Source organism: Modestobacter sp. I12A-02662, assembly GCF_041028325.1.
In the GTDB taxonomy this organism is placed as follows: domain Bacteria; phylum Actinomycetota; class Actinomycetes; order Mycobacteriales; family Geodermatophilaceae; genus Modestobacter.
The window spans coordinates 187313-206005 of the sequence record NZ_JABGDE010000004.1; the positions used below are offsets into that span (position 1 = coordinate 187313).

The 18693-nt window shown below is 74.4% G+C and carries 19 protein-coding genes; 4 read left to right on the top strand and 15 right to left on the bottom strand.

The features are described 5' to 3' along the window. Positions 1–12: 12 nt before the first annotated feature. Positions 13–1338 carry a hemolysin family protein gene (locus HL189_RS05975; RefSeq protein ID WP_369132793.1) on the bottom strand — a complete coding sequence of 442 codons (1326 nt, stop codon included), beginning with the start codon at positions 1336–1338 and terminating at the stop codon, positions 13–15. Positions 1339–1539: 201 nt separating this feature from the next. Between HL189_RS05975 and HL189_RS05980 the strand changes: the two genes are divergently transcribed. Then, on the top strand, positions 1540–2376 hold the full coding sequence (locus HL189_RS05980) for a CAP domain-containing protein (protein ID WP_369132794.1): 837 nt from the start codon (positions 1540–1542) through the stop codon (positions 2374–2376). 145 nt (positions 2377–2521) lie between these two features. On the opposite strand, the gene HL189_RS05985 is transcribed toward HL189_RS05980, so the two are convergent. The 5 genes from HL189_RS05985 to HL189_RS06005 all read right to left on the bottom strand — a co-directional run bounded on the left by HL189_RS05985 (position 2522) and on the right by HL189_RS06005 (position 6833). Beyond that, positions 2522–3211, bottom strand: a complete 690-nt coding sequence (locus HL189_RS05985) for a hypothetical protein (RefSeq protein ID WP_369132795.1) — start codon at positions 3209–3211, stop codon at positions 2522–2524. A 182-nt stretch (positions 3212–3393) separates the two neighbouring features. Continuing rightward, positions 3394–4608: an NADP-dependent isocitrate dehydrogenase gene (locus HL189_RS05990; RefSeq protein ID WP_369132796.1), complete on the bottom strand. Its 1215-nt coding sequence runs from the start codon at positions 4606–4608 to the stop codon at positions 3394–3396. A gap of 39 nt (positions 4609–4647) precedes the next feature. Beyond that, positions 4648–5601 carry a malate dehydrogenase gene (gene mdh / locus HL189_RS05995; protein WP_369132797.1) on the bottom strand — a complete coding sequence of 318 codons (954 nt, stop codon included), beginning with the start codon at positions 5599–5601 and terminating at the stop codon, positions 4648–4650. Between the two features lie 57 nt (positions 5602–5658). Further along, positions 5659–5967, bottom strand: a complete 309-nt coding sequence (locus tag HL189_RS06000; RefSeq protein ID WP_369132798.1) for a DUF3017 domain-containing protein — start codon at positions 5965–5967, stop codon at positions 5659–5661. Continuing rightward, positions 5964–6833, bottom strand: coding sequence for a bifunctional methylenetetrahydrofolate dehydrogenase/methenyltetrahydrofolate cyclohydrolase (locus HL189_RS06005; protein WP_369132799.1), 870 nt, complete (start codon positions 6831–6833; stop codon positions 5964–5966). Before HL189_RS06005 ends, HL189_RS06000 begins: the two co-directional genes overlap by 4 nt. A gap of 88 nt (positions 6834–6921) precedes the next feature. On the opposite strand from HL189_RS06005, the gene HL189_RS06010 reads away from it, so the two are divergent. Further along, on the top strand, positions 6922–7710 hold the full coding sequence (locus HL189_RS06010) for a hypothetical protein (protein ID WP_369132800.1): 789 nt from the start codon (positions 6922–6924) through the stop codon (positions 7708–7710). 6 nt (positions 7711–7716) lie between these two features. Here the strand turns inward: HL189_RS06010 and HL189_RS06015 are convergent, their stop codons facing one another. The 9 genes from HL189_RS06015 to HL189_RS06055 form a co-directional block, all read right to left on the bottom strand. Then, entirely contained in the window at positions 7717–8349 is a 633-nt protein-coding gene (locus tag HL189_RS06015) for a pentapeptide repeat-containing protein (protein WP_369132801.1), read from the bottom strand. After that, the gene (gene purH, locus HL189_RS06020; RefSeq protein WP_369132802.1) at positions 8349–9899 is read right to left on the bottom strand and encodes a bifunctional phosphoribosylaminoimidazolecarboxamide formyltransferase/IMP cyclohydrolase; all 1551 of its coding nucleotides are present in this window, start codon (positions 9897–9899) and stop codon (positions 8349–8351) included. Before purH ends, HL189_RS06015 begins: the two co-directional genes overlap by 1 nt. Next, on the bottom strand, positions 9896–10531 hold the full coding sequence (gene purN / locus HL189_RS06025) for a phosphoribosylglycinamide formyltransferase (protein ID WP_369132803.1): 636 nt from the start codon (positions 10529–10531) through the stop codon (positions 9896–9898). Before purN ends, purH begins: the two co-directional genes overlap by 4 nt. Positions 10532–10580: 49 nt before the next feature. After that, positions 10581–11777, bottom strand: a complete 1197-nt coding sequence (locus HL189_RS06030; RefSeq protein ID WP_369132804.1) for a DUF6350 family protein — start codon at positions 11775–11777, stop codon at positions 10581–10583. 55 nt (positions 11778–11832) lie between these two features. Next, positions 11833–12459: a hypothetical protein gene (locus tag HL189_RS06035; RefSeq protein ID WP_369132805.1), complete on the bottom strand. Its 627-nt coding sequence runs from the start codon at positions 12457–12459 to the stop codon at positions 11833–11835. Positions 12460–12633: 174 nt separating this feature from the next. Next, on the bottom strand, positions 12634–13512 hold the full coding sequence (sucD, locus tag HL189_RS06040; RefSeq protein ID WP_369132806.1) for a succinate--CoA ligase subunit alpha: 879 nt from the start codon (positions 13510–13512) through the stop codon (positions 12634–12636). A gap of 26 nt (positions 13513–13538) precedes the next feature. After that, complete coding sequence (gene sucC, locus HL189_RS06045; protein ID WP_369132807.1) at positions 13539–14702, bottom strand: ADP-forming succinate--CoA ligase subunit beta; 1164 nt, start codon at positions 14700–14702, stop codon at positions 13539–13541. A 108-nt stretch (positions 14703–14810) separates the two neighbouring features. Next, on the bottom strand, positions 14811–15209 hold the full coding sequence (locus HL189_RS06050) for a cobalamin B12-binding domain-containing protein (RefSeq protein WP_222269171.1): 399 nt from the start codon (positions 15207–15209) through the stop codon (positions 14811–14813). A gap of 46 nt (positions 15210–15255) precedes the next feature. Continuing rightward, positions 15256–16326: a hypothetical protein gene (locus HL189_RS06055; protein ID WP_369132808.1), complete on the bottom strand. Its 1071-nt coding sequence runs from the start codon at positions 16324–16326 to the stop codon at positions 15256–15258. Positions 16327–16579: 253 nt separating this feature from the next. On the opposite strand from HL189_RS06055, the gene HL189_RS06060 reads away from it, so the two are divergent. Together HL189_RS06060 and HL189_RS06065 are read left to right on the top strand one after the other, a co-directional pair. Beyond that, positions 16580–17392, top strand: a complete 813-nt coding sequence (locus HL189_RS06060; RefSeq protein WP_369132809.1) for an esterase/lipase family protein — start codon at positions 16580–16582, stop codon at positions 17390–17392. Between the two features lie 223 nt (positions 17393–17615). Then, positions 17616–18689 (top strand): M23 family metallopeptidase, encoded by a 1074-nt coding sequence (locus HL189_RS06065; RefSeq protein ID WP_369132810.1) that lies wholly within the window; start codon positions 17616–17618, stop codon positions 18687–18689. Positions 18690–18693: the final 4 nt, after the last annotated feature.

Genomic DNA, 18693 nt, shown 5'->3' on the forward strand with positions numbered 1-18693 from the left:
GGGGGTCCTCCTTCAGCTGGCGTTGGCCTCTGCGGTGGTCTCGTCGGCGGGCTGCGGCGCCGGGCTGACCGAGATGCGGGCGATCCGGCGGCCGTCGAGCTCGAGCACCGTCAGCCGGCGGCCCTGGACGGACACCGAGTCCCCGACGACCGGGAGCCGGCCGAGCTCGGCCAGCACGAACCCGGCGGCCGTCTCGTAGGGGCCCTCCGGCAGTGCCAGCCCGGTCGCCTCGCTGAAGTCGTCCAGGTTGAGCAGCCCGTCGACCTCGTGGGGGCCGTCGATCGGCTCGCCGGACCCCGCGGCGACGGCGGCGTCGTACTCGTCGTAGATGTCGCCGATGACCTCCTCGATGAGGTCCTCGAGCGTCACGATCCCGTCGGTGCCGCCGTACTCGTCGACGACGATGGCGAAGTGCCGGTTCTCCCTGCGCATCTCCGACAGCGCGGTGAGCACCTTGGCGGTGCCCGGCAGCCGCTTGACCTCACGGGCGAGGTCGCCGACGGTCGCCGCGCGGCCGGCGGGGTGGCCGGGCAGGAACAGGTCGCGCACGTGCGCGAAGCCCACGACGTCGTCCTCGTTGCGGCCCACCACCGGGTAGCGCGACCAGTTGGAGTCGGCCACCTGCTTGGCCGCGCGGCTGGCGGTCATCGACGCCTCGAGGAAGTGCACCTCGGTGCGCGGGGTCATGACCTCGCGCACCTCCCGGTCCCCGGCGCGGAAGACCTCGTCGATGAGCCGGCGCTCGTCGCTGGACAGCGACTCGTGCGCCGCGACGAGGTCGCGCAACTCCTCCTGGCTGATCGACTCACCGCTCACCTTGGGGTCGCCGCCCAGCAGGCGGACCAGCAGGTCGGTGCTCTTGGACAGCAGCCAGATGACCGGCCGGAACAGCTTGGCGATCGCGTTGAGCGGCGCGGCGACGACCAGCGAGAAGCCCTCGGCCCGCTGCAGCGCGAGCCGCTTGGGGGTCAGTTCACCGACGACGAGGGACAGGTAGCTGATCGCGATGGTGACCGCGACGAGGGCCAGCGTGCCGGCGAGTCCCCGGGACAGGCCGAACTGGACCGACGCCCAGTCGGCGAGCGGCCTGGACAGCGTGCTGGCACCGAAGGCCGCGGAGAAGAAGCCGGCCAGGGTGACGCCCACCTGCACGGCGGCGAGGAACCGGTTGGGGTCGGCCAGCAGCTTGTTCAGCGCCTGTCCGCGGCGGCCGGTCTCGGCGAGCGAGCGCACCTGCGACTCCCGGAGGGAGACCAGGGCGATCTCCGCTCCCGAGAACGCGCCGCCGACCAGGACGAACGCGACGACCATGATGATGTTGAGCCAGACGTCGCTCACGAGCGGCGTGCTCCTCCAGAGGTGTGGGCTCAGCCGGGATGCTCCCGAACTCCCCACGGTAGTGGCTGCGGCAGTGCGCAGGTCTGCGGGGACAACCTGCCTCCCCCTCGGGGATGTTCCCCGACTTCCCCTACCGATCACGGCGTGTACGTGGTTACCCTCAAACGCGTAACGTCCCCGCTGTCTCCTGAGGACGGTCCCGTGCCATTCCGCCCGCCCTCGTCGCGCGTCCGCGTCCGCCGCCTGGCTGCCCGCGGCCTGCTCGTCGTGTCGCTGCTGACGTGCGCCGTCTCCGGCGCCTCACTGGTGCGCAGCGAGGCGGTTGCGCAGCTGGACGGCGCGTCTGCAGCCGGGGCGCTGACCGGTGCGCCGTCCTCCGGTCCGGCCGGCCCCGCGTCGACCCCGCCGGCGACCGCTCCCACCCAGGCCTCGACCAGCGCGCCGGCCACCACCGCTGCGGAGTCCGTCCCGGTCGACCCGGCAGCGCCGGCCGCGCCGACGACGTCGGGAGCGCCGGTGCCCCGGGTCGAGACCCAGGCCGACGCCGAGGCCGAGGCCGAGGCCCAGCCGGCGACGAAGCCTCCGGCCCGGGTGCCCTCGCCCGGCCCGCCCCCCGCGCCGGCACCGGCTCCCGCCCCCGCTCCCGCTCCTCCGGCGGCGGACCCGACCGTCGAGGGACAGGTCCTCGCTCTGGTGAACATGGAGCGGGCGGCGGCGGGCTGCCCGGCGCTGACCGCCGACCCGGCGCTGGCCGCGGTCGCCCGCGCGCACAGCACGGACATGCGGGACCGCCGCTACTTCGCGCACGACACCCCGGACGGCGTCTCCCCCTGGGACCGGGCGGACGCGGCAGGGGTCTCGTCCATGCGCGCGGAGAACATCGCCCAGGGCCAGCGGGACGCGGCGGCCGTGATGGCCGCCTGGATGAAGTCCCCCGGGCACCGGGAGAACATCCTCGACTGCAGCCTGCGGACGCTCGGGGTCGGCGTGGCCCAGGGCCCCGGCGGCCCCTGGTGGACCCAGAACTTCGGCAGCTGAGGCCTGCTCTGTGATCACCTCGGACCGGAGGCGGGCGAGCAGGGCCGCCGGACGGTCCAGGTCGACCGCGGTCACGAACACCACTCGCCAGCCGGCTGCGGTCAACTGGTTGAGCCGTTGCCGGTCGCGGGCGAACTGACCGGGTTCAGCGTGCCACTGGCCGTCGTACTCGAGCGCGAGCCGCCGCTTGCGCCTGGTCCTCGTGCGGTCCGGCTTGCCGCTGCCCGTGGCGCAACACGAGGTCTGGTGCCAGGGCGCCTTCGTGGTCCGGGTCGACTTCGCGTGGCCGGCGCGCCTGCCGGCTCCCCCGCGACCGGGGCAGGGCCGCGGCGGCGTCGCGCACCTCGCCCAGCCGTACCACCCGACGCTGGACCAACTGGTCGAGGGCGACCACCGCGTCGTCGAGCGGTTCCCGCCGGAGCGGGTCCACCGCGGTCCGGACGGGGCTGGTCACCCGGAGCCCGTGCCGCCGATCGACGTCCTCGTCGGGGAGCTCCGCCGTCCGCACCCGGACCCGCCCCCGAGGGCTCCACCGGGTGCCGGGCGGGAGCACGACCTCCACCGGGTCGTCGACGCGCAGCAGCTCGGGAGCACCCTGGAGCAGCGCTGCGGTCCGGCCGCCGAACACGGCCACGGACGGCGCCAGCAGCGACACTGCCCGGACGATCAGCCCGTGGCCCTCGGGGAGGTCGACGTCGGCGTACACGTCGGGCCAGACCCGGCGCCATGTCGAGCCGCGCAGCTGGTCCGGCGTGAGGACACCCTGGGCGACCACCGAGGTGCCCCGGAACACCCTGCCCCGGAGAGCGGCAGGACGCGCGGGCTGCTGGGGCACCGCGGCAGCGTGCCGGAACGGCGGTGGCCGGCGCGTCCGTCGTCCACAAGGTTGATCACCCCTGCACCACCGGGCTGTTGCACCTCCCGAGACCCCGCTGGCGGCGCGATGATCACGACTCTCCGCTCAACGCGAGCGGCCCCCTCACCCGTGGGGCGAGGGGGCCGTCGGTCAGCCGTTCGTCAGGCCATGGCCTTCTGCAGGTTGGCGTCGATGGCCGCCAGGAAGTCCTGCGTGGTCAGCCACGGGGCGTCCTTGGAGATCAGCAGCGCGAGGTCCTTGGTCATCTGACCGCCCTCGACGGTCTCGATGCAGACTCGCTCCAGGGTCTCGGCGAACCGGGTGACCTCAGGGGTGCCGTCCAGCTTGCCGCGGTGGGCCAGGCCCCGCGTCCAGGCGAAGATCGACGCGATCGGGTTGGTCGAGGTCTCCTTGCCCTGCTGGTGCTGCCGGAAGTGGCGGGTGACCGTGCCGTGTGCGGCCTCGGCCTCGACGGTGCGGCCGTCGGGGCTCATCAGCACCGAGGTCATCAGGCCCAGCGAGCCGAAGCCCTGCGCGACCGTGTCGGACTGCACGTCGCCGTCGTAGTTCTTGCAGGCCCAGACGTAGCCGCCCTCCCACTTCAGGGAGGCGGCGACCATGTCGTCGATCAGCCGGTGCTCGTAGGTGATGCCGGCCTTCTCGAACTGGTCCTTGAACTCGGCCTCGAAGACCTCGGCGAACAGGTCCTTGAAGCGGCCGTCGTAGGCCTTGAGGATCGTGTTCTTGGTCGACAGGTAGACCGGGTAGCCGCGCTGCAGGCCGTAGTTCAGCGACGCCCGCGCGAAGTCGCGGATGGAGTCGTCCAGGTTGTACATCGCCATCGCGACACCGCCGCCGGGCGACTGGAACACCTCGCGCTCGATGGGCTCGCCGCCGTCCTTCGGCTGGAAGGTGAGCGTCAGGGTGCCCTCGCCGGGGAACGTGAAGTCGGTGGCGCGGTACTGGTCACCGAACGCGTGACGGCCGACGACGATCGGCTTGGTCCAGCCCGGCACCAGCCGCGGCACGTTGGACATGATGATCGGCTCGCGGAAGATGACGCCGCCGAGGATGTTGCGGATCGTCCCGTTGGGCGACCGGTACATGCGCTTGAGGCCGAACTCCTCGACCCGCGCCTCGTCCGGGGTGATGGTGGCGCACTTGACGCCCACGCCGTGCTTCTTGATCGCGTTGGCCGCGTCGACCGTGATCTGGTCGTCGGTCTCGTCGCGCTTCTCGATGCCCAGGTCGTAGTACTCGAGGTTGACGTCGAGGTACGGGAGGATCAGCTGGTCCTTGATGAACTGCCAGATGATCCGGGTCATCTCGTCGCCGTCGAGCTCGACGACGGTGCCCTCGACCTTGATCTTGCTCACGTGTCCTGTCTTCCCTCTCTGCAGCTCTGACCGTCGAGGTCAGAGGTCGGCCACATCGGCCTGCTTGGCGCGTACCGCCTCGGCGGCCTCGCGCAGGCCCGCCAGCTCGCTGTCGGACAGGTCGGTCTGCACGACCCGTCGGACGCCGTCCCGGCCGATCTCGGCCTCCACCCCCAGGTAGACCCCGGAGATGCCGTACTCCCCGTCGACCCAGGCGCACACCGGCAGGACCGCTCCGGAGTCCTCGATGACCGCGCGGGCCATCCGGGCCGCCGCCGCGGACGGCGCGTAGTACGCCGACCCGGTCTTCAGCAGCGCGACCACCTCGGCGCCCCCGTTGCGGGTGCGGTCGACGAGGTGGGCGATGCGGTCCTCGGCCAGCACGTCGGCCAGCGGCTTGCCGTCGACGGTGCACCGGGAGGGCACGGGCACCATGGTGTCGCCGTGCGAGCCGAGGGTCAGGGTGCGCACCGAGGCCACCGGGACGCCGAGCTCCTCGGCGACGTTGTTGGCGAACCGCGCGGTGTCGAGCATCCCGGCCTGGCCCATGACCTGGTGCTGCGGGAAGCCGGTGGCCAGCTGGGCCAGCGCGGTCATCTCGTCGAGCGGGTTGGACACGACGATGACGACGGCGTCCGGCGAGGTGCGGGCGACCTCCTCGGCGACCGAGCGGACGATCCGCGCGTTCGTCTCCAGCAGGTCCATCCGGCTCATGCCGGGCTTGCGCGGCAGACCCGCGGTGATGACGACGACGTCGGAGCCCTCGGTGCCGGCGTACGAGCCGCCGCCCACCCCGACCACCTGGGTCTCGAAGCCCTCGATCGGCCGGGACTGGTTGATGTCGAGCGCGAGCCCCTCGGGGCGGCCCTCGAGGATGTCGGTGAGCACGACGGTCTCGAAGACGTCGTACTCGGCGAGACGTTGTGCGGTGGTCGAGCCGTAGAAGCCGGCGCCGACGACGGTCACCTTGCCGTTCCGGAGCGACGCTGCCATGCCCGCCAACCTAGCCCCGGACGGTGGTGCGCGGCCATGCGGGTGGCACGTCCCGGGTCAGGTCGGCGGGACGTTCCACGCCAGGAGGACCAGCGCGAGCCCGGCCACCCCGGTCAGCGTGACGTCCACCGGCCGGCTCCGGACGGCGAGGAAGCCCATCTGCCGCACCGGCAGGAGCAGCCGCAGCAGCGTCGCCAGCAGCAGCGCGACCCCCATGACGACCAGCCCGCGGCGCCACTGCTCGGCCGCGACGAGCAGCAGGCCCACCGCGACGACGGCGATCACCGCGGTCAGCGGCCACTGCCGGAGGAAGCCGGCGAGCAGCGGCCGCCGCACGTGCAGCGGCGTGCGGCCCGGTCCGGTCATGCCGTCAGTGCCTCCGCGCCGGTCGCCAGCTCCGCGGCGAGGACGACGTTGGCCAGCAGCATCGCGCGGGTCATCGGGCCCACCCCGCCCGGGTTGGGCGCCACCGACCCGGCGACCTCCCGGACGTCGGCGGCGACGTCCCCGGCGATCCTCCCGTCGACCCGGCTGACGCCGACGTCCAGGACGGCCGCGCCCGGCTTCACCATGTCGGCGGTGACGAGCCCCGGCACGCCGGCCGCGGCGACGACGACGTCGGCGGCCCGGGTGTGCGCGGCCAGGTCGCGGGTGCCGGTGTGGCACAGCGTGACCGTGGCGTTCTCGGTCCGCCGGGTGAGCAGCAGGCCCAGCGGCCGGCCCACGGTGACGCCGCGGCCGATCACGACGACCTCCGCGCCGGCCACCGGGACGTCGTGGCGGCGGAGCAGCTCGACGATGCCCACCGGGGTGCAGGGCAGCGGCCCGGGGATGCCGAGCACCAGCCGGCCGAGGTTGATGGGGTGCAGGCCGTCGGCGTCCTTGCCCGGGTCCATGCGCTCGAGGACGACGCTCTCGTCGATCCCCCGCGGGAGCGGCAGCTGGACGATGTAGCCCGTGCAGCCGGGATCGTCGTTGAGCTCGTCGACCACCTCGAGCACGTCCGTGAGCGACGCGGTGGCCGGCAGCTCCCGCTGGATGCTGGCGATGCCGACCTGGGCGCAGTCCTTGTGCTTGGCCTGCACGTACCACCTGCTGCCCGGGTCGTCGCCGACGAGCAGGGTGCCCAGCCCCGGTCGCCGTCCCGCGTCGGCCAGACGGGCCACCCGCGCGGTCAGTTCCTCCCGGATCGCCGCCGCGGTCGCCTTGCCGTCCAGGATCGTCGCCGCCACGTGGTGCAGTCTGCCCGACGCCGCCCACCGCCTAGGCTCCGGACACCGAGAGCCGCGGGTCTCCCCACCCGCGCGCGGAGGAGGCCCCATGAGCGAGCCCGGCGATCGCCACGGCAGCCCACCCACCGACGGCCCGGCGGGCGATGACACCGGGACCCACCGCCCCACCGAGGTGCTGGGCGGAGCCGAGCACGAGCGGCCGGAGACCCTGGTGGTGCCGCCGTGGTCCCCGCCCCGGCACGAGGAGGCCGGGTTCGCGCAGCGGCCGGCCTGGCAGCCCGGGCCGCAGGGAACGGGTCCGCAGTACAGCGGTCCCCAGTTCACCGGGCCGCAGTTCAGCGGCCCGCAGCCCACCGGTCCGCAGCCCACCGGGCCGCAGCAGTCGTGGCCGGGGCGCACGCAGCCGGAGTGGAGCGACCGGCCGGTGGTCGTGCGGCGCGCAGACACCCTCGCCGGGCTGCTGCTCCTGCTCGCCGGCTTCGCGGCCGGGACCAGCCTGCTGGTGGTCTGGGTGCACGGCGGCCGCTCCGGCATGGACCTGGTCCGCGCCGGGTTCGCGGACTGGTCCACCGACGCCTGGCGACTGTGGGACACCGGCTCGTGGCAGCCGCTGGCCGTCGTCCTCGGTGGCGCGGCGCTCTTCGTAGTCGGGCTGCTGCTGTACGTGCCTACCCACAGCCACCGGTTCCTCGGCGCGTTCGCCCTGCTGGTCGCGGTGGTGGCAGCCGCCGGGGTGCTCGTGCCGCTGGCCGAGGCCGACTGGGACGTCGAGCGCTACGCCGTCGGCGGCTGGCTCGGCGTCGCGGTCGCGGGCCTGGGCGGTCTCGGCGCCCTCAAGGCGCTGATGACCGGCCCCAGGATCGGCCGCAGGCCGTGACCCGGACTAGTCGGCCACCAGGGCGCCGTGGGCGTGGGCGAACCGAACGGCATGGCCCAGGTCCAGCCGGACGCCGTCGAGGTCGAGCGCCCGCCAGTCGATCCCGTCGGTCTCCGCGCCGCGCAGGTCCGCGCCGCGCAGCTTGGCGCCCTGCACGCGGGCGTGCTTCAAGTCAGCGCGGGTGAGGTCGCAGTCGCGCAGGTCCGCGTCGACCAGATCGGCCTCGGCCAGCCGCACCCCCGAGAGGACCAGACCGGAGAGGTCCGCCCCGCGCAGCGAGGTGTAGCTCCAGTCGCTCTCGGTCGTCGTCATCGGCCGGAGCGTCGCGCCGGGGAACTGCGAGCCGGTGAGCTTGCACCCGGTCCACGTCACGTCGAACAGCCTCGCCCGGTCGAACCGGCAGGAGAGGAACGCCGACCCCTCGTGCCGGGACCCGCTCATCGCCACCCCGGTGAGCACGCACCGCTCGAACACGCACCGTCGGGTGACCAGCTCGGCCAGCGACGCGTCGTCGAACCGGCACTCGACGAAGGTGACCCGCTCGAGCAGGGCGTGGTCCCAGTCGACCCCGGCGAGGTCCTCGCCCTCCCATTCGGTGTCCGGCTCGGGTGGCTCCAGCTGTGGTCGCGCGCCGCGCATCAGTGGGCGAAGTGCCGGGTGCCGGTGAAGTACATGGTGACGCCCGCGGCCTCCGCCGCGGCGATGGCCTCGTCGTCCCGGACCGAGCCGCCGGGCTGCACCACGGCGCGCACCCCGGCGTCCAGCAGCACCTGCAGCCCGTCGGCGAAGGGGAAGAACGCGTCGGAGGCGGCCACCGCCCCAGCGGCCCGCTCCCCCGCCCGGGCGGTGGCCAGCCGGGCGGAGTCCACCCGGTTGACCTGCCCCATGCCCACCCCCACGGTCGCCCGGTCCGCGGCCAGCAGGATCGCGTTGCTCTTCACCGCGCGCACCGCGCGCCAGGCGAAGACCAGGTCGTCGAGCGCCGCGGCGTCCACCGGCTGACCGGTGGCCAGCTTCCAGGCGGTCGGGTCGTCGCCGGCAGCGTCGATCCGGTCGGCGGTCTGCAGCAGCAGGCCGCCGCTGACCGGTCGCATCTCCACGGTCAGCCGCGGGACGTCGGGCATCCGCAGCAGCCGTAGGTTCTTCTTCTGCGTCAGCACGCCCAGCGCGTCCTCGGTGAACGACGGGGCGACGACGACCTCGGTGAACACCTCCGAGATCTGCTCGGCCAGGGTGAGGTCGATCTCGCGGTTGGCCGCGATCACGCCGCCGAACGCCGACACCGGGTCGCAGGCGTGCGCCTTGCGGTGCGCCGCGGCGATGTCCGACCCGACCGCGATGCCGCACGGGTTGGCGTGCTTGATGATCGCCACGCACGGGTCGGCGTGGTCGTGCGCGGCCCGCCACGCGGCGTCGGTGTCGACGTAGTTGTTGTAGGACATCTGCTTGCCGTGCAGCTGGTCGGCGTCGGCGAGACCCGGCTGCCCGCTGCGGTACAGCGCCGCGCCCTGGTGCGGGTTCTCGCCGTAGCGCAGCACGTCGGCGCGCTCCCAGCTGCCGCCGACCCAGAACGGGAAGCCGCTCCGGTCGTCGGGGACCAGCACGTTGCCCATCCACGAGGCGACGGCGACGTCGTACGCCGCGGTGTGCCGGAACGCCTCGGCGGCCAGCTGCTGCCGGTCGGCCAGGGTGAACCCCCCGGCGGCGACGGCGGCCAGGACCTCCTCGTACCGGTCGGGGTCGACCACGACGGCGACCGACGGGTGGTTCTTCGCCGCCGCGCGCACCATCGCCGGGCCACCGATGTCGATCTGCTCGACGCACTCGTCGGGGGAGGCGCCGGAGGCGACCGTCTCGCTGAACGGGTAGAGGTTCACCACGACCAGGTCGAACGGCGCGATGTCCAGCTCCTCGAGCTGCTGCGCGTGCTCGGGCCGGCGGCGGTCGGCCAGGATGCCGGCGTGCACGGCGGGGTGCAGCGTCTTGACCCGCCCGTCCAGGCACTCGGGGAAGCCGGTGACCTGCTCGACCGGGGTGACGGCGACCCCCGCGGCGGCGATGCGGGCGGCGGTCGCGCCGGTGCTGACCAGCTCGACCCCCGACTCGGCCAGGCCGCGGGCCAGCTCCTCCACCCCGGTCTTGTCGTACACACCGAGCAGGGCCCGGCGGACGGGGATGCGGTCGCTCATCTGTGGCTCTCCTCGGTCGGGATGGAGGTCGGAAGCGGCACACCGGCGGCCAGGGCGACCACCGTCTGCACCAGGAGCTCGCGCTCCACGGTCTTGATCCGCTCGTGCAGGCGCGCCTCGTCGTCCCCGGGCAGCACCGGTACCGCCCGCTGGGCGAGCACGGGGCCGGTGTCCACGCCGGCGTCCACCAGGTGCACCGTCGTCCCGGTCGTGTCGACGCCGGCGGCGAGCGCGTCCCGCACCGCGTGGGCGCCCGGGAACGCGGGCAGCAGCGCGGGGTGGCTGTTGACGATCCGGCCGGGGAAGGCGCCCAGCACGGCCGGCCCGAGGATCTTCATGAACCCGGCGGTGACCACCCAGTCGGGGGTGAGGGCGGTGAGCTCGGCGGCCAGCGCCCGGTCCCAGGCGGCCCGGTCGGGGTGGTCGCGCAGGACGCAGACGAAGGTGGGCACGCCGCGCCCGCGGGAGGCGGCGAGGCCGGCGGCGTCGGGACGGTCGGCGCCGACGGCGACGACGTCGAACGGGGAACCGGGCCGGTCCGCCACGTCGAGCAGGGCGGCGCACAGCGAGCCGACGCCGGAGAGGAGCACCACGACCCGGGGCCGCGGGCCGGTGGTCGCGTCGGCGGGCACGTCACCGAATCTAGCCAACGCCGTCCGGCAGCCGATCCGCGCGGGGGCGTCAGCCGCGGGACCGCCACCGGGACACCGCGGCGGCGAGCGCGGCGGCGATCCCGGCCTGCGCCGCGACCGCGAGCCCCGTGGCCAGCGCCGGGGCGCCCACCTCGGCGAGCGCGGCGTCCCCGAGCTGCCCACCCGCGACGAGCACCCACAGGCCGGTGACCACGCCGACGCCCAGCCCGGCGACGATCCCCCACAGCGCCGCGGTGACCGCGCCGCCGTCCTCGTCGTCCAGCCGCCGGCCCAGCACGGTCCCCGCCGCCAGGCCGGCGAGCACCGGCAGCGCCTGGGACACGAAGGCGAGCAGCGGCACCGCCTGGGTGTCCGGGAGCGCGGCCATCAGCGGCAGTGCTGGCACGCTGCCCAGGGTCACGCCGCCGGTCGAGACGAAGGTCCCCGCGCCGACGGCGAACCCGGGGCCGGCGGCGAGCCCCGCCACCGCTGCGGCGGCGTTCGGGAGCAGGAGCAGGCTGAGCCCGATCAGACCGGCGGCCCCGGCGCTGGCCCCGCCGAGGCCGGTGACCAGCCGGGCCACGCCGTCGACGTCCCCGGCCAGCGCCAGCGCGACCACCGCCGTGCAGCAGGCGGCGAGCACCAGGCCGCCGGCGGTCACCGCCCGCCAGAGCGCCCGGCCCGGGCCGGGGAACCGGTCGGCGAGGACGTCGCCGACCGGCGAGTCGCGCAGCACGCCGAGCCCGCCGGCGACGACGGCCAGCACCACCGCCCCGAGCACGGGGCGCAGCAGCCCGACCGGGAGCTGCTCGGTGCGCACCGCCAGGACCAGCAGCGCGGTGGTCGCCGCGTGCACGGCAGTGACGACGGCCAGGACGGCCGCGGACCCCCGCGCCGAGGCGATCCCGCGGAGCGCGGTGACCCCGCCGGCCGCGTGGCTCAGCCCCCAGGCGACGCCGAGGGTGAGCAGCAGCGGCGCGATGCGCAGCGGGCCGGTGGCGAGGCCCAGCTCGGCGCCCTGCGCCAGCAGCCACAGCTGCCCGGCCAGCCGCGCCGAGGAACCGACCGGCAGCCCGCCGTCCGGGTCGAGGGTCTGCACGACGACCAGCGCCAGCCCGAGCACGAGCAGGCCGACGACCGGCACGGCCAGGGCGGTGCCGGCGGCGAGCCAGCCGGTCGCCGGGCCCCGCCGTCCGCCCCCCTCCTGTGGCCCGCGGGCGGACGGGCGACTGAGCACGGAGGTCATCCCCTCACTCTCGCAAGCACTCCCGGCGGAGGTCCGGCGCACGCGCCGGGCGACGTCACGGCTGCGGGGGACGGCGGGACGGGCCGGGTCCGGACTGCGGCGGCTGCCAGCTGCCGCCGTACCGGGGCGCATCGTCGTGCCCCGGCCAGGGGTGGACCCCCGGTCCGGCCGGCTGGTCCGGCGGTGCCGTTCCCGGGAACTCGGGCAGCGCCGGCCCGACGCGGAGCTCCGGCAGCACCCGCAGGACGGCGAGGCCCACCACGGCCGCCGACGTGAGGACGGCGAGGAGTCCGGCGAGGGTGAAGCCGACGTCGAACGTGGTCAGCCACTCGACGACGGTGAGCAGGAAGGTGAGCGCGGCCAGCCCCACGGTGACCGTGGCCCGCGGGAAGGGCACCCGGACGTCGGCGAGCGCCGGCAGCAACGCCCAGGCCGCGGCGGCGACGACCAGGACCGCCCCGACGGTGAGCAGCCCGGACACGAACCCGTTCACCGAGTAGCTCGCGCTCCGGTAGCCGAACCCGAGGTCGTAGCCGTCGTAGCGGAACCACGGCACGCTCAGGCACACCACGTACAGGGCCGCCCCGACGGCCACGGCGACGTCGACGAGCGTCAGCCTGGACCGGTCGAACCGCAGCGGGGAGCGATGCGCCGGCGTCGGTCCGGGGCCACTGGCCGTCATGCTGCTCCTCGTCCCGGGGGTGTCCCCTCCATCGTGCCCCTCGGCAGCCGCTGGGGACGCGAACTGCCCGGCGCCTCGGGGACGAGGCGCCGGGCAGCAGTGAGGCACTGGAACGGCCCCCGTTCAGGGTCCCGCGCTGAGCTCGCGAAGCGTGGGGGGAACGGGGGTCCTTCTTCAGCCTCCGACGATCTCCCGCATGATCCGGGCGGTCTCCGACGGCGTCTTCCCCACCCGGACACCCGCGGCCTCGAGTGCCTCCTGCTTGGCCGCGGCGGTGCCGGCCGAGCCGGAGACGATCGCACCGGCGTGGCCCATGGTCTTGCCCTCCGGCGCGGTGAAGCCCGCGACGTAGCCCACGACCGGCTTGGTGACGTTGCTCTGGATGAAGTCCGCGGCGCGCTCCTCGGCGTCGCCACCGATCTCACCGATCATCACGATGGCCTCGGTCTCCGGGTCGTCCTGGAAGGCCTGCAGGCAGTCGATGTGCGTGGTGCCGACGACCGGGTCGCCGCCGATGCCCACGGCCGTGGAGAAGCCGATGTCCCGCAGCTCGTACATCATCTGGTAGGTCAGCGTGCCGCTCTTGCTGACCAGCCCGATCTTCCCCGCCTGGGTGATGTCCGCCGGGATGATGCCGGCGTTGGACTTCCCGGGGCTGATCAGACCGGGGCAGTTCGGGCCGATGATCCGGGTCGTGCCGCCCTGGGCGTGCGCCCAGGCGTACGTCGAGTCGTGCACCGGGATGCCCTCGGTGATCACGACCGCGAGCCCGATCTGGGCGTCGACGGCCTCGATGACCGCGCCCTTGGCGAACGGCGGGGGCACGAAGATGACGCTGACGTCGGCGCCGGTCTCCTTCATGGCGTCGGCGACGCTGCCGAACACCGGCACGTCCGCGCCGTCGAAGTCGACGGTCTCCCCGGCCTTCCGGGGGTTGACGCCGCCCACGACCGCGGTGCCGGAGGCGAGCATCCGCTGGGTGTGCTTGCGCCCCTCGGAGCCGGTCATGCCCTGGACGATGACCTTGCTGTTCTCGTTGAGGAAGATCGACATCTCTACAGGTCCTGTTCGCTAGGGCTTCAGGCGGCGGCGAGCTCGGCGGCACGGCGAGCGGCGCCGTCCATGGTGTCGACCACGGTCACCAGGGGGTGGTCGGCCTCGGCGAGGATCCGCCGGCCCTCCTCCACGTTGTTGCCGTCCAGGCGCACGACCAGCGGCTTGGTGGCCTCGTCGCCGAGCAGGCCCAACGCGGAGACGATGCCGTTCGCGACGGCGTCACAGGCGGTGATCCCACCGAAGACGTTGACGAAGACGCTCTTCACGGCGGGGTCGGACAGGATGATGTGCAGCCCGTTGGCCATGACCTCGGCGGACGCGCCACCACCGATGTCCAGGAAGTTGGCCGGCTTGACACCGCCGAACTCCTCACCGGCGTAGGCCACGACGTCCAGGGTGCTCATGACCAGGCCGGCGCCGTTGCCGATGATCCCGACCTCGCCGTCGAGCTTGACGTAGTTGAGGTCCTTCTCCTTGGCCGCGGCCTCCAGCGGGTTGGCGGAGGCGGCGTCCTCGAGGGCGGCGTGCTCGGTGTGCCGGAACCCGGCGTTCTCGTCGAGGGTCACCTTCGCGTCCAGCGCGAGCACGGTGCCGTCGGGCGTCTTGGCCAGCGGGTTCACCTCGACCAGCGTGGCGTCCTCCTTGGCGAAGACGTCCCACAGCTGCACGGCGATGGCGATCACCTGGTCGCGCACCTCGGCGGGGAAGCCGGCCGCGTCGGCGATCTCGGCGGCCTTCTGCTCGTCCACGCCGACCGTGGCCTCGATCGGGATGCGGGCGAGCGCCTCCGGGCGCTCGACGGCCAGCTGCTCGATCTCCACGCCGCCCTCGACCGAGGCCATCGCCAGGAACGTGCGGTTGGACCGGTCGAGCAGGTAGGAGAAGTAGTACTCCTCGGCGATGTCGCTGGCCTGGGCGACCATCACGCGGTGCGTGATGTGGCCCTTGATGTCCAGCCCGAGGATGTCCTGGGCGCGAGCGCGGGCGCTCTCGGGGTCGTCGGCGAGCTTGACCCCGCCGGCCTTGCCGCGGCCACCGGTCTTCACCTGCGCCTTGACGACGACGGGCGCAGCGATCTCCCGGGCGATCGCCTCTGCCTGCTCGGGTGTCTCGGCGACCCCACCGGGGAGCACGGGCACACCGTGCGAGGCCAACAGGTCACGGGCCTGGTACTCGAAGAGATCCACGAGCAGTCACCGTAGCCCGCCCGCCCGTGGCCCGCGCCCTCGGTCCACCCCTGCAGGACGGGGCACACGTCTCTTCCGCTGGGTGGCAGATGGCCCCGCAGGCCGCCCTCACGTGCCCACGTGCTCCCGCACCCACGCCACGATGTCCTCGGTGCTGGCCCCCGGCGTGAACACCTCGGCCACCCCCATGCGGGAGAGCTCCTCGCGGTCGGCGTCCGGGATGATCCCGCCGCCGAAGACGACGACGTCGTCGGCCTCCCGCTCGCGGAGCAGCTCGGTGAGCCGGGCGAACAGCGTCATGTGCGCTCCGGACAGCACCGACAGCCCGACCGCGTCGGCGTCCTCCTGGACGACGGTCTCCACGATCTGCTCGGGCGTCTGGTGCAGCCCGGTGTAGACGACCTCCATGCCGGCGTCCCGCAGCGCGCGGGCGACCACCTTCGCGCCCCGGTCGTGCCCGTCGAGGCCGGGCTTGGCGATCACCACGCGGATCCGTTCGGTAGCCACAGGCGGACTCTAGGACGCGGGTGTGGCGCGGGTCACCCGCCGCGGGTCAGGCCGTGTCGGACGGGGCGGGACGGCGGCCCGGCCACCGCCACGCCAGCACCGTCAGCCCGAGGGCGCCGACCCCGGTGGCCAGCAGGCCGGCGCCCGGCACGGTCCACTCGACGTCCGGGCCGTGGCCGGCGTCCCGCAGGCCGGTCAGCCCGGCGGAGAGCAGGAACACCGCGATCCCCAGCAGCCCGCCCACCGCGCCCAGCCGCGGCCGCAGCGAGGGGGCGGTCACCGAGCAGAGCAGCAGGGTCCCGGCCAGGAGCAGCCCGCCCAGCAGGGCCAACCCGGGACGCTCCAGCAGCGCCTGCGGCCCCTCGACGGTCACCACCGTCTCCAGCCCGGTGGTCGGGTCGGTGACCACCTCGTCGGGGACGTCGGCCGCCGGGGACGCCAGGCACAGCACGGCCACGACCCCGAGCAGGACCATCGCCCCGGCCAGCGCCGGGCGCAGCGGGTCCAGCGTCCCGCCGTCCTCCATCACCGTGCGCCCCCAGGCGACCAGCGCGACGCCACCTGCCAGGACGGTCAGTCCCAGCGCGGCCAGCCCGAGCGCCCAGCCGGGACCGGTGTCCACCGAACTGGTGAGCACCCGCTCCCCGGCGAGCACGTCCACGCCGGGCCGATCGGTCGACCCGTGCCCCTGGTAGACCTCGATGAGCAGGCGCCCGACGGCCAGCGAGCCGAGGACCGCGGCGTAGGCCAGGCCCAGGCGCGGCACCCGGCCGAGGGCCAGGGTGAGGCCGACGGCGAGGGTCGCCAGCGGCGCGACCAGCGCGACGAGCGCGTCCACCGGCCCGGTGACCGGCGTGACGGCCTCGCCGCCGACCACGAGGTACGTGGGGAAGGGCGCCACGGCACCGACGAGGGCCGCCAGGACGAGCAGCAGACCGGCGGCCCGGGCCGCACCCGGCACGCGGCCGACGACCAGGTCGTCGGTGGCCGGGGCAGCCGGACCCGGACGGCGGGTGTCGTTGGCGGGCCGGCGGTTCCCCCGGGCGCCGGCCGCGCGGGTGGCCGACGAGGACCCTCCCCGGTCGTTCCGGAGGCGCGCTCGATCACCGGCGGGCACAGCGCCCCCTCCTCTTGTCGGTCGATCACGGTGGGTCGTCGTGTCGCGTGTTCGATGTGTGACGTAAAGCACAACAGGGCATCACGGTCCGCGGGCGGAGCACACCAGGTGTGCACGCTGCGCCGCCCGGCGCGGTGCCGAGGCGGACAGGAGACAGACCGGCGTGGCGACCACACACCTGCTCTCGTCCCCAGCGTGGCATGCGCCGAGGGCTCCGGCGGGCAGCGACGTACCGGACGGACCGGTCGGCGCCGTGCGCTCCCTGCTGTCCCCCACCCTGGTGACCGGCGGCCTGACCGAGCTCGCCTGGGTGGGCGCGCACGCCCTGCTGTGGCCGCTGGGCACCCGGGCGGAGCCGCTCCGCCCGGACTCCCGGTTCCGGCCCGGCCTGCAGCCCCCGGTGGTCCGGGCGCTGTTCGCCGACGACCCGCTGGGCGCCCGCATCCCGGTGCTGCTGGTCCACGGCCTGGTCGACAACCGTTCGATCTTCGCGGTGATGCGCCGCAGCCTGCGCCGCCGCGGCTTCGCCCAGGTGTGCTCGTGGAACTACAGCCCGCGCCTGCGCGACGTGGAGAGCACCGCGGCCACCCTGGGCCGGCACGTCGAGCGGGTGTGCGAGGAGACCGGGCACGACCGGGTGCACGTGGTCGGGCACAGCCTCGGCGGTCTGGTCGCGCGGTACCTGGTGCAGCGGCTGGGCGGTGATGCCCGGGTGGACCGGCTCGTGACGCTCGGGACCCCGCACGCCGGCAGCCGGTGGGCGCACGCGCTGCCGATCCCGGTCGGGCGCCAGCTGCGTCCCGGTTCACCGCTGCTGCGGGAGCTCGAACGGCCGGCGTCCGGCTGCCGCACCGAGGTCACCGCCGTCTACAGCGACCTGGACCAGGTGGTGGTCCCGTCGGCGGCCGGGCGCTGTGACCACCCGGACCTGCAGGCGCGCAACGTGCTCGTCCGGGGCGTCGGGCACATGTCGTTGCCGATCCACCGCGGCGTGCTCGACGAGGTGGCAGCAACACTCGCCGGACGCCGTCGGAGTTGGACAGAAGTGACGACGTCCGTCGCCTGAGTGGGGCGTGTGTGACGCGAGTCGTCACTGATCGCAACCGATCGAGACACATGTCGACAGGTCGTTGAACCACTTCGGGAGCGCGGTTAGCGTCCGCGAACGACAACGGTGCAACTACTGACCGTGGTCGACGCGCGATAGCACCGGCGCTGCTCCCGTGGCCGACCGGTGCTCCTGCACCACCACACGGCTCCTCCCGTGCGGCACCCGGAAGGTGTTCCCCTTGTCTCGACTGCGTGAGCACGTGGGCCGTTCCCGGTCCGAGGGCGACCTGCGGTCGCTCCTCGCCGCCGGCTCCGAGGACGGCTGGGCGGCGGACTGGGACGGCGACTGGGACGGCGAGTGGGCCGCCACCCAGGCCCGGGAGGACGCCGACGAGGACGTGCCCGCCGCGGAGGCCCCGGACGCGGACCTCGCGGACGTCGACCTCGCGGACGGGGACCGTGCGGACGAGGACCCCGCGGACGAGGGCCGTGCGGACGAGGACCCCGCGGACACCGAGGACGGCGACGAGGACGCCCCCCGGGTCACGCGCTCCGCCCGCCGGCGACTGCGCCGGGCGGCCCGGGAGTCCGCCGCACCCGCTCCTGCTCCCGCACCCGCTCCTGCACCCGCCGCCACCGCCACCGCCACCGCCGCCGCACCCCGCACCGCGCGCCGCCGCCCGCCCGGCCGCCGCGCCCCGGTGCTGGTCGTGGTCGCCGTCCTGGGTGCGCTGATGACCGCCCTGCTCGGTGGGGTGGGCAGCGAACCGGCCCCCGTCGCCTCCGCCCAGGACTACGGACTCGGCGTCTCCGACAGCAGCTTCGCCGGGGGCGTCGGCGACGCCCGGGGCGTGATCAGCCAGGCCGAGGCGCAGGCGCGGCTCAACGAGATCGCCGCCTCCCGGGCCGCCCGCGAGCCGGACTTCGTCGTCCCCACCGTCGGCCGGCTCACCACCTGCTTCTGCATGCGCTGGGGCACCATGCACTGGGGCCTCGACCTGGCCGCGCCGCTGGGCACCCCGATCCTCGCCGCCGCGGACGGCGTCGTCCTGCGCGCCGGTCCGGCCTCGGGCTACGGCTACGCGGTCTACATCCAGGACGCCGACGGCAACGTGCAGATCTACGGGCACATGCGCCACATGTTCGTCGAGGCCGGGGACGTCGTCTCCGCCGGCGACCTCATCGCCAAGGTCGGCAACCAGGGCCAGTCGACCGGCCCCCACCTGCACTTCGAGATCCACGAGGGCGGGCTGAACGGCGACCCGATCGACCCGCAGGAGTGGCTGGCCCAGCGCGGCGTGCCGCTCGGCTGATCCC

Excerpts from the sequence above, each read along its gene's own strand:
- HL189_RS06000 (WP_369132798.1), bottom strand. The coding sequence starts at position 5,967 with ATGACCGGACCGGGCCGCACGCCGCTGCACGTGCGGCGGCCGCTGCTC.
- purH (WP_369132802.1), bottom strand. The coding sequence starts at position 9,899 with ATGAGCGACCGCATCCCCGTCCGCCGGGCCCTGCTCGGTGTGTACGAC.
- mdh (WP_369132797.1), bottom strand. The coding sequence starts at position 5,601 with ATGGCAGCGTCGCTCCGGAACGGCAAGGTGACCGTCGTCGGCGCCGGC.
- HL189_RS06010 (WP_369132800.1), top strand. The coding sequence starts at position 6,922 with ATGAGCGAGCCCGGCGATCGCCACGGCAGCCCACCCACCGACGGCCCG.
- HL189_RS06030 (WP_369132804.1), bottom strand. The coding sequence starts at position 11,777 with ATGACCTCCGTGCTCAGTCGCCCGTCCGCCCGCGGGCCACAGGAGGGG.
- sucD (WP_369132806.1), bottom strand. The coding sequence starts at position 13,512 with ATGTCGATCTTCCTCAACGAGAACAGCAAGGTCATCGTCCAGGGCATG.
- HL189_RS06035 (WP_369132805.1), bottom strand. The coding sequence starts at position 12,459 with ATGACGGCCAGTGGCCCCGGACCGACGCCGGCGCATCGCTCCCCGCTG.
- HL189_RS06015 (WP_369132801.1), bottom strand. The coding sequence starts at position 8,349 with ATGCGCGGCGCGCGACCACAGCTGGAGCCACCCGAGCCGGACACCGAA.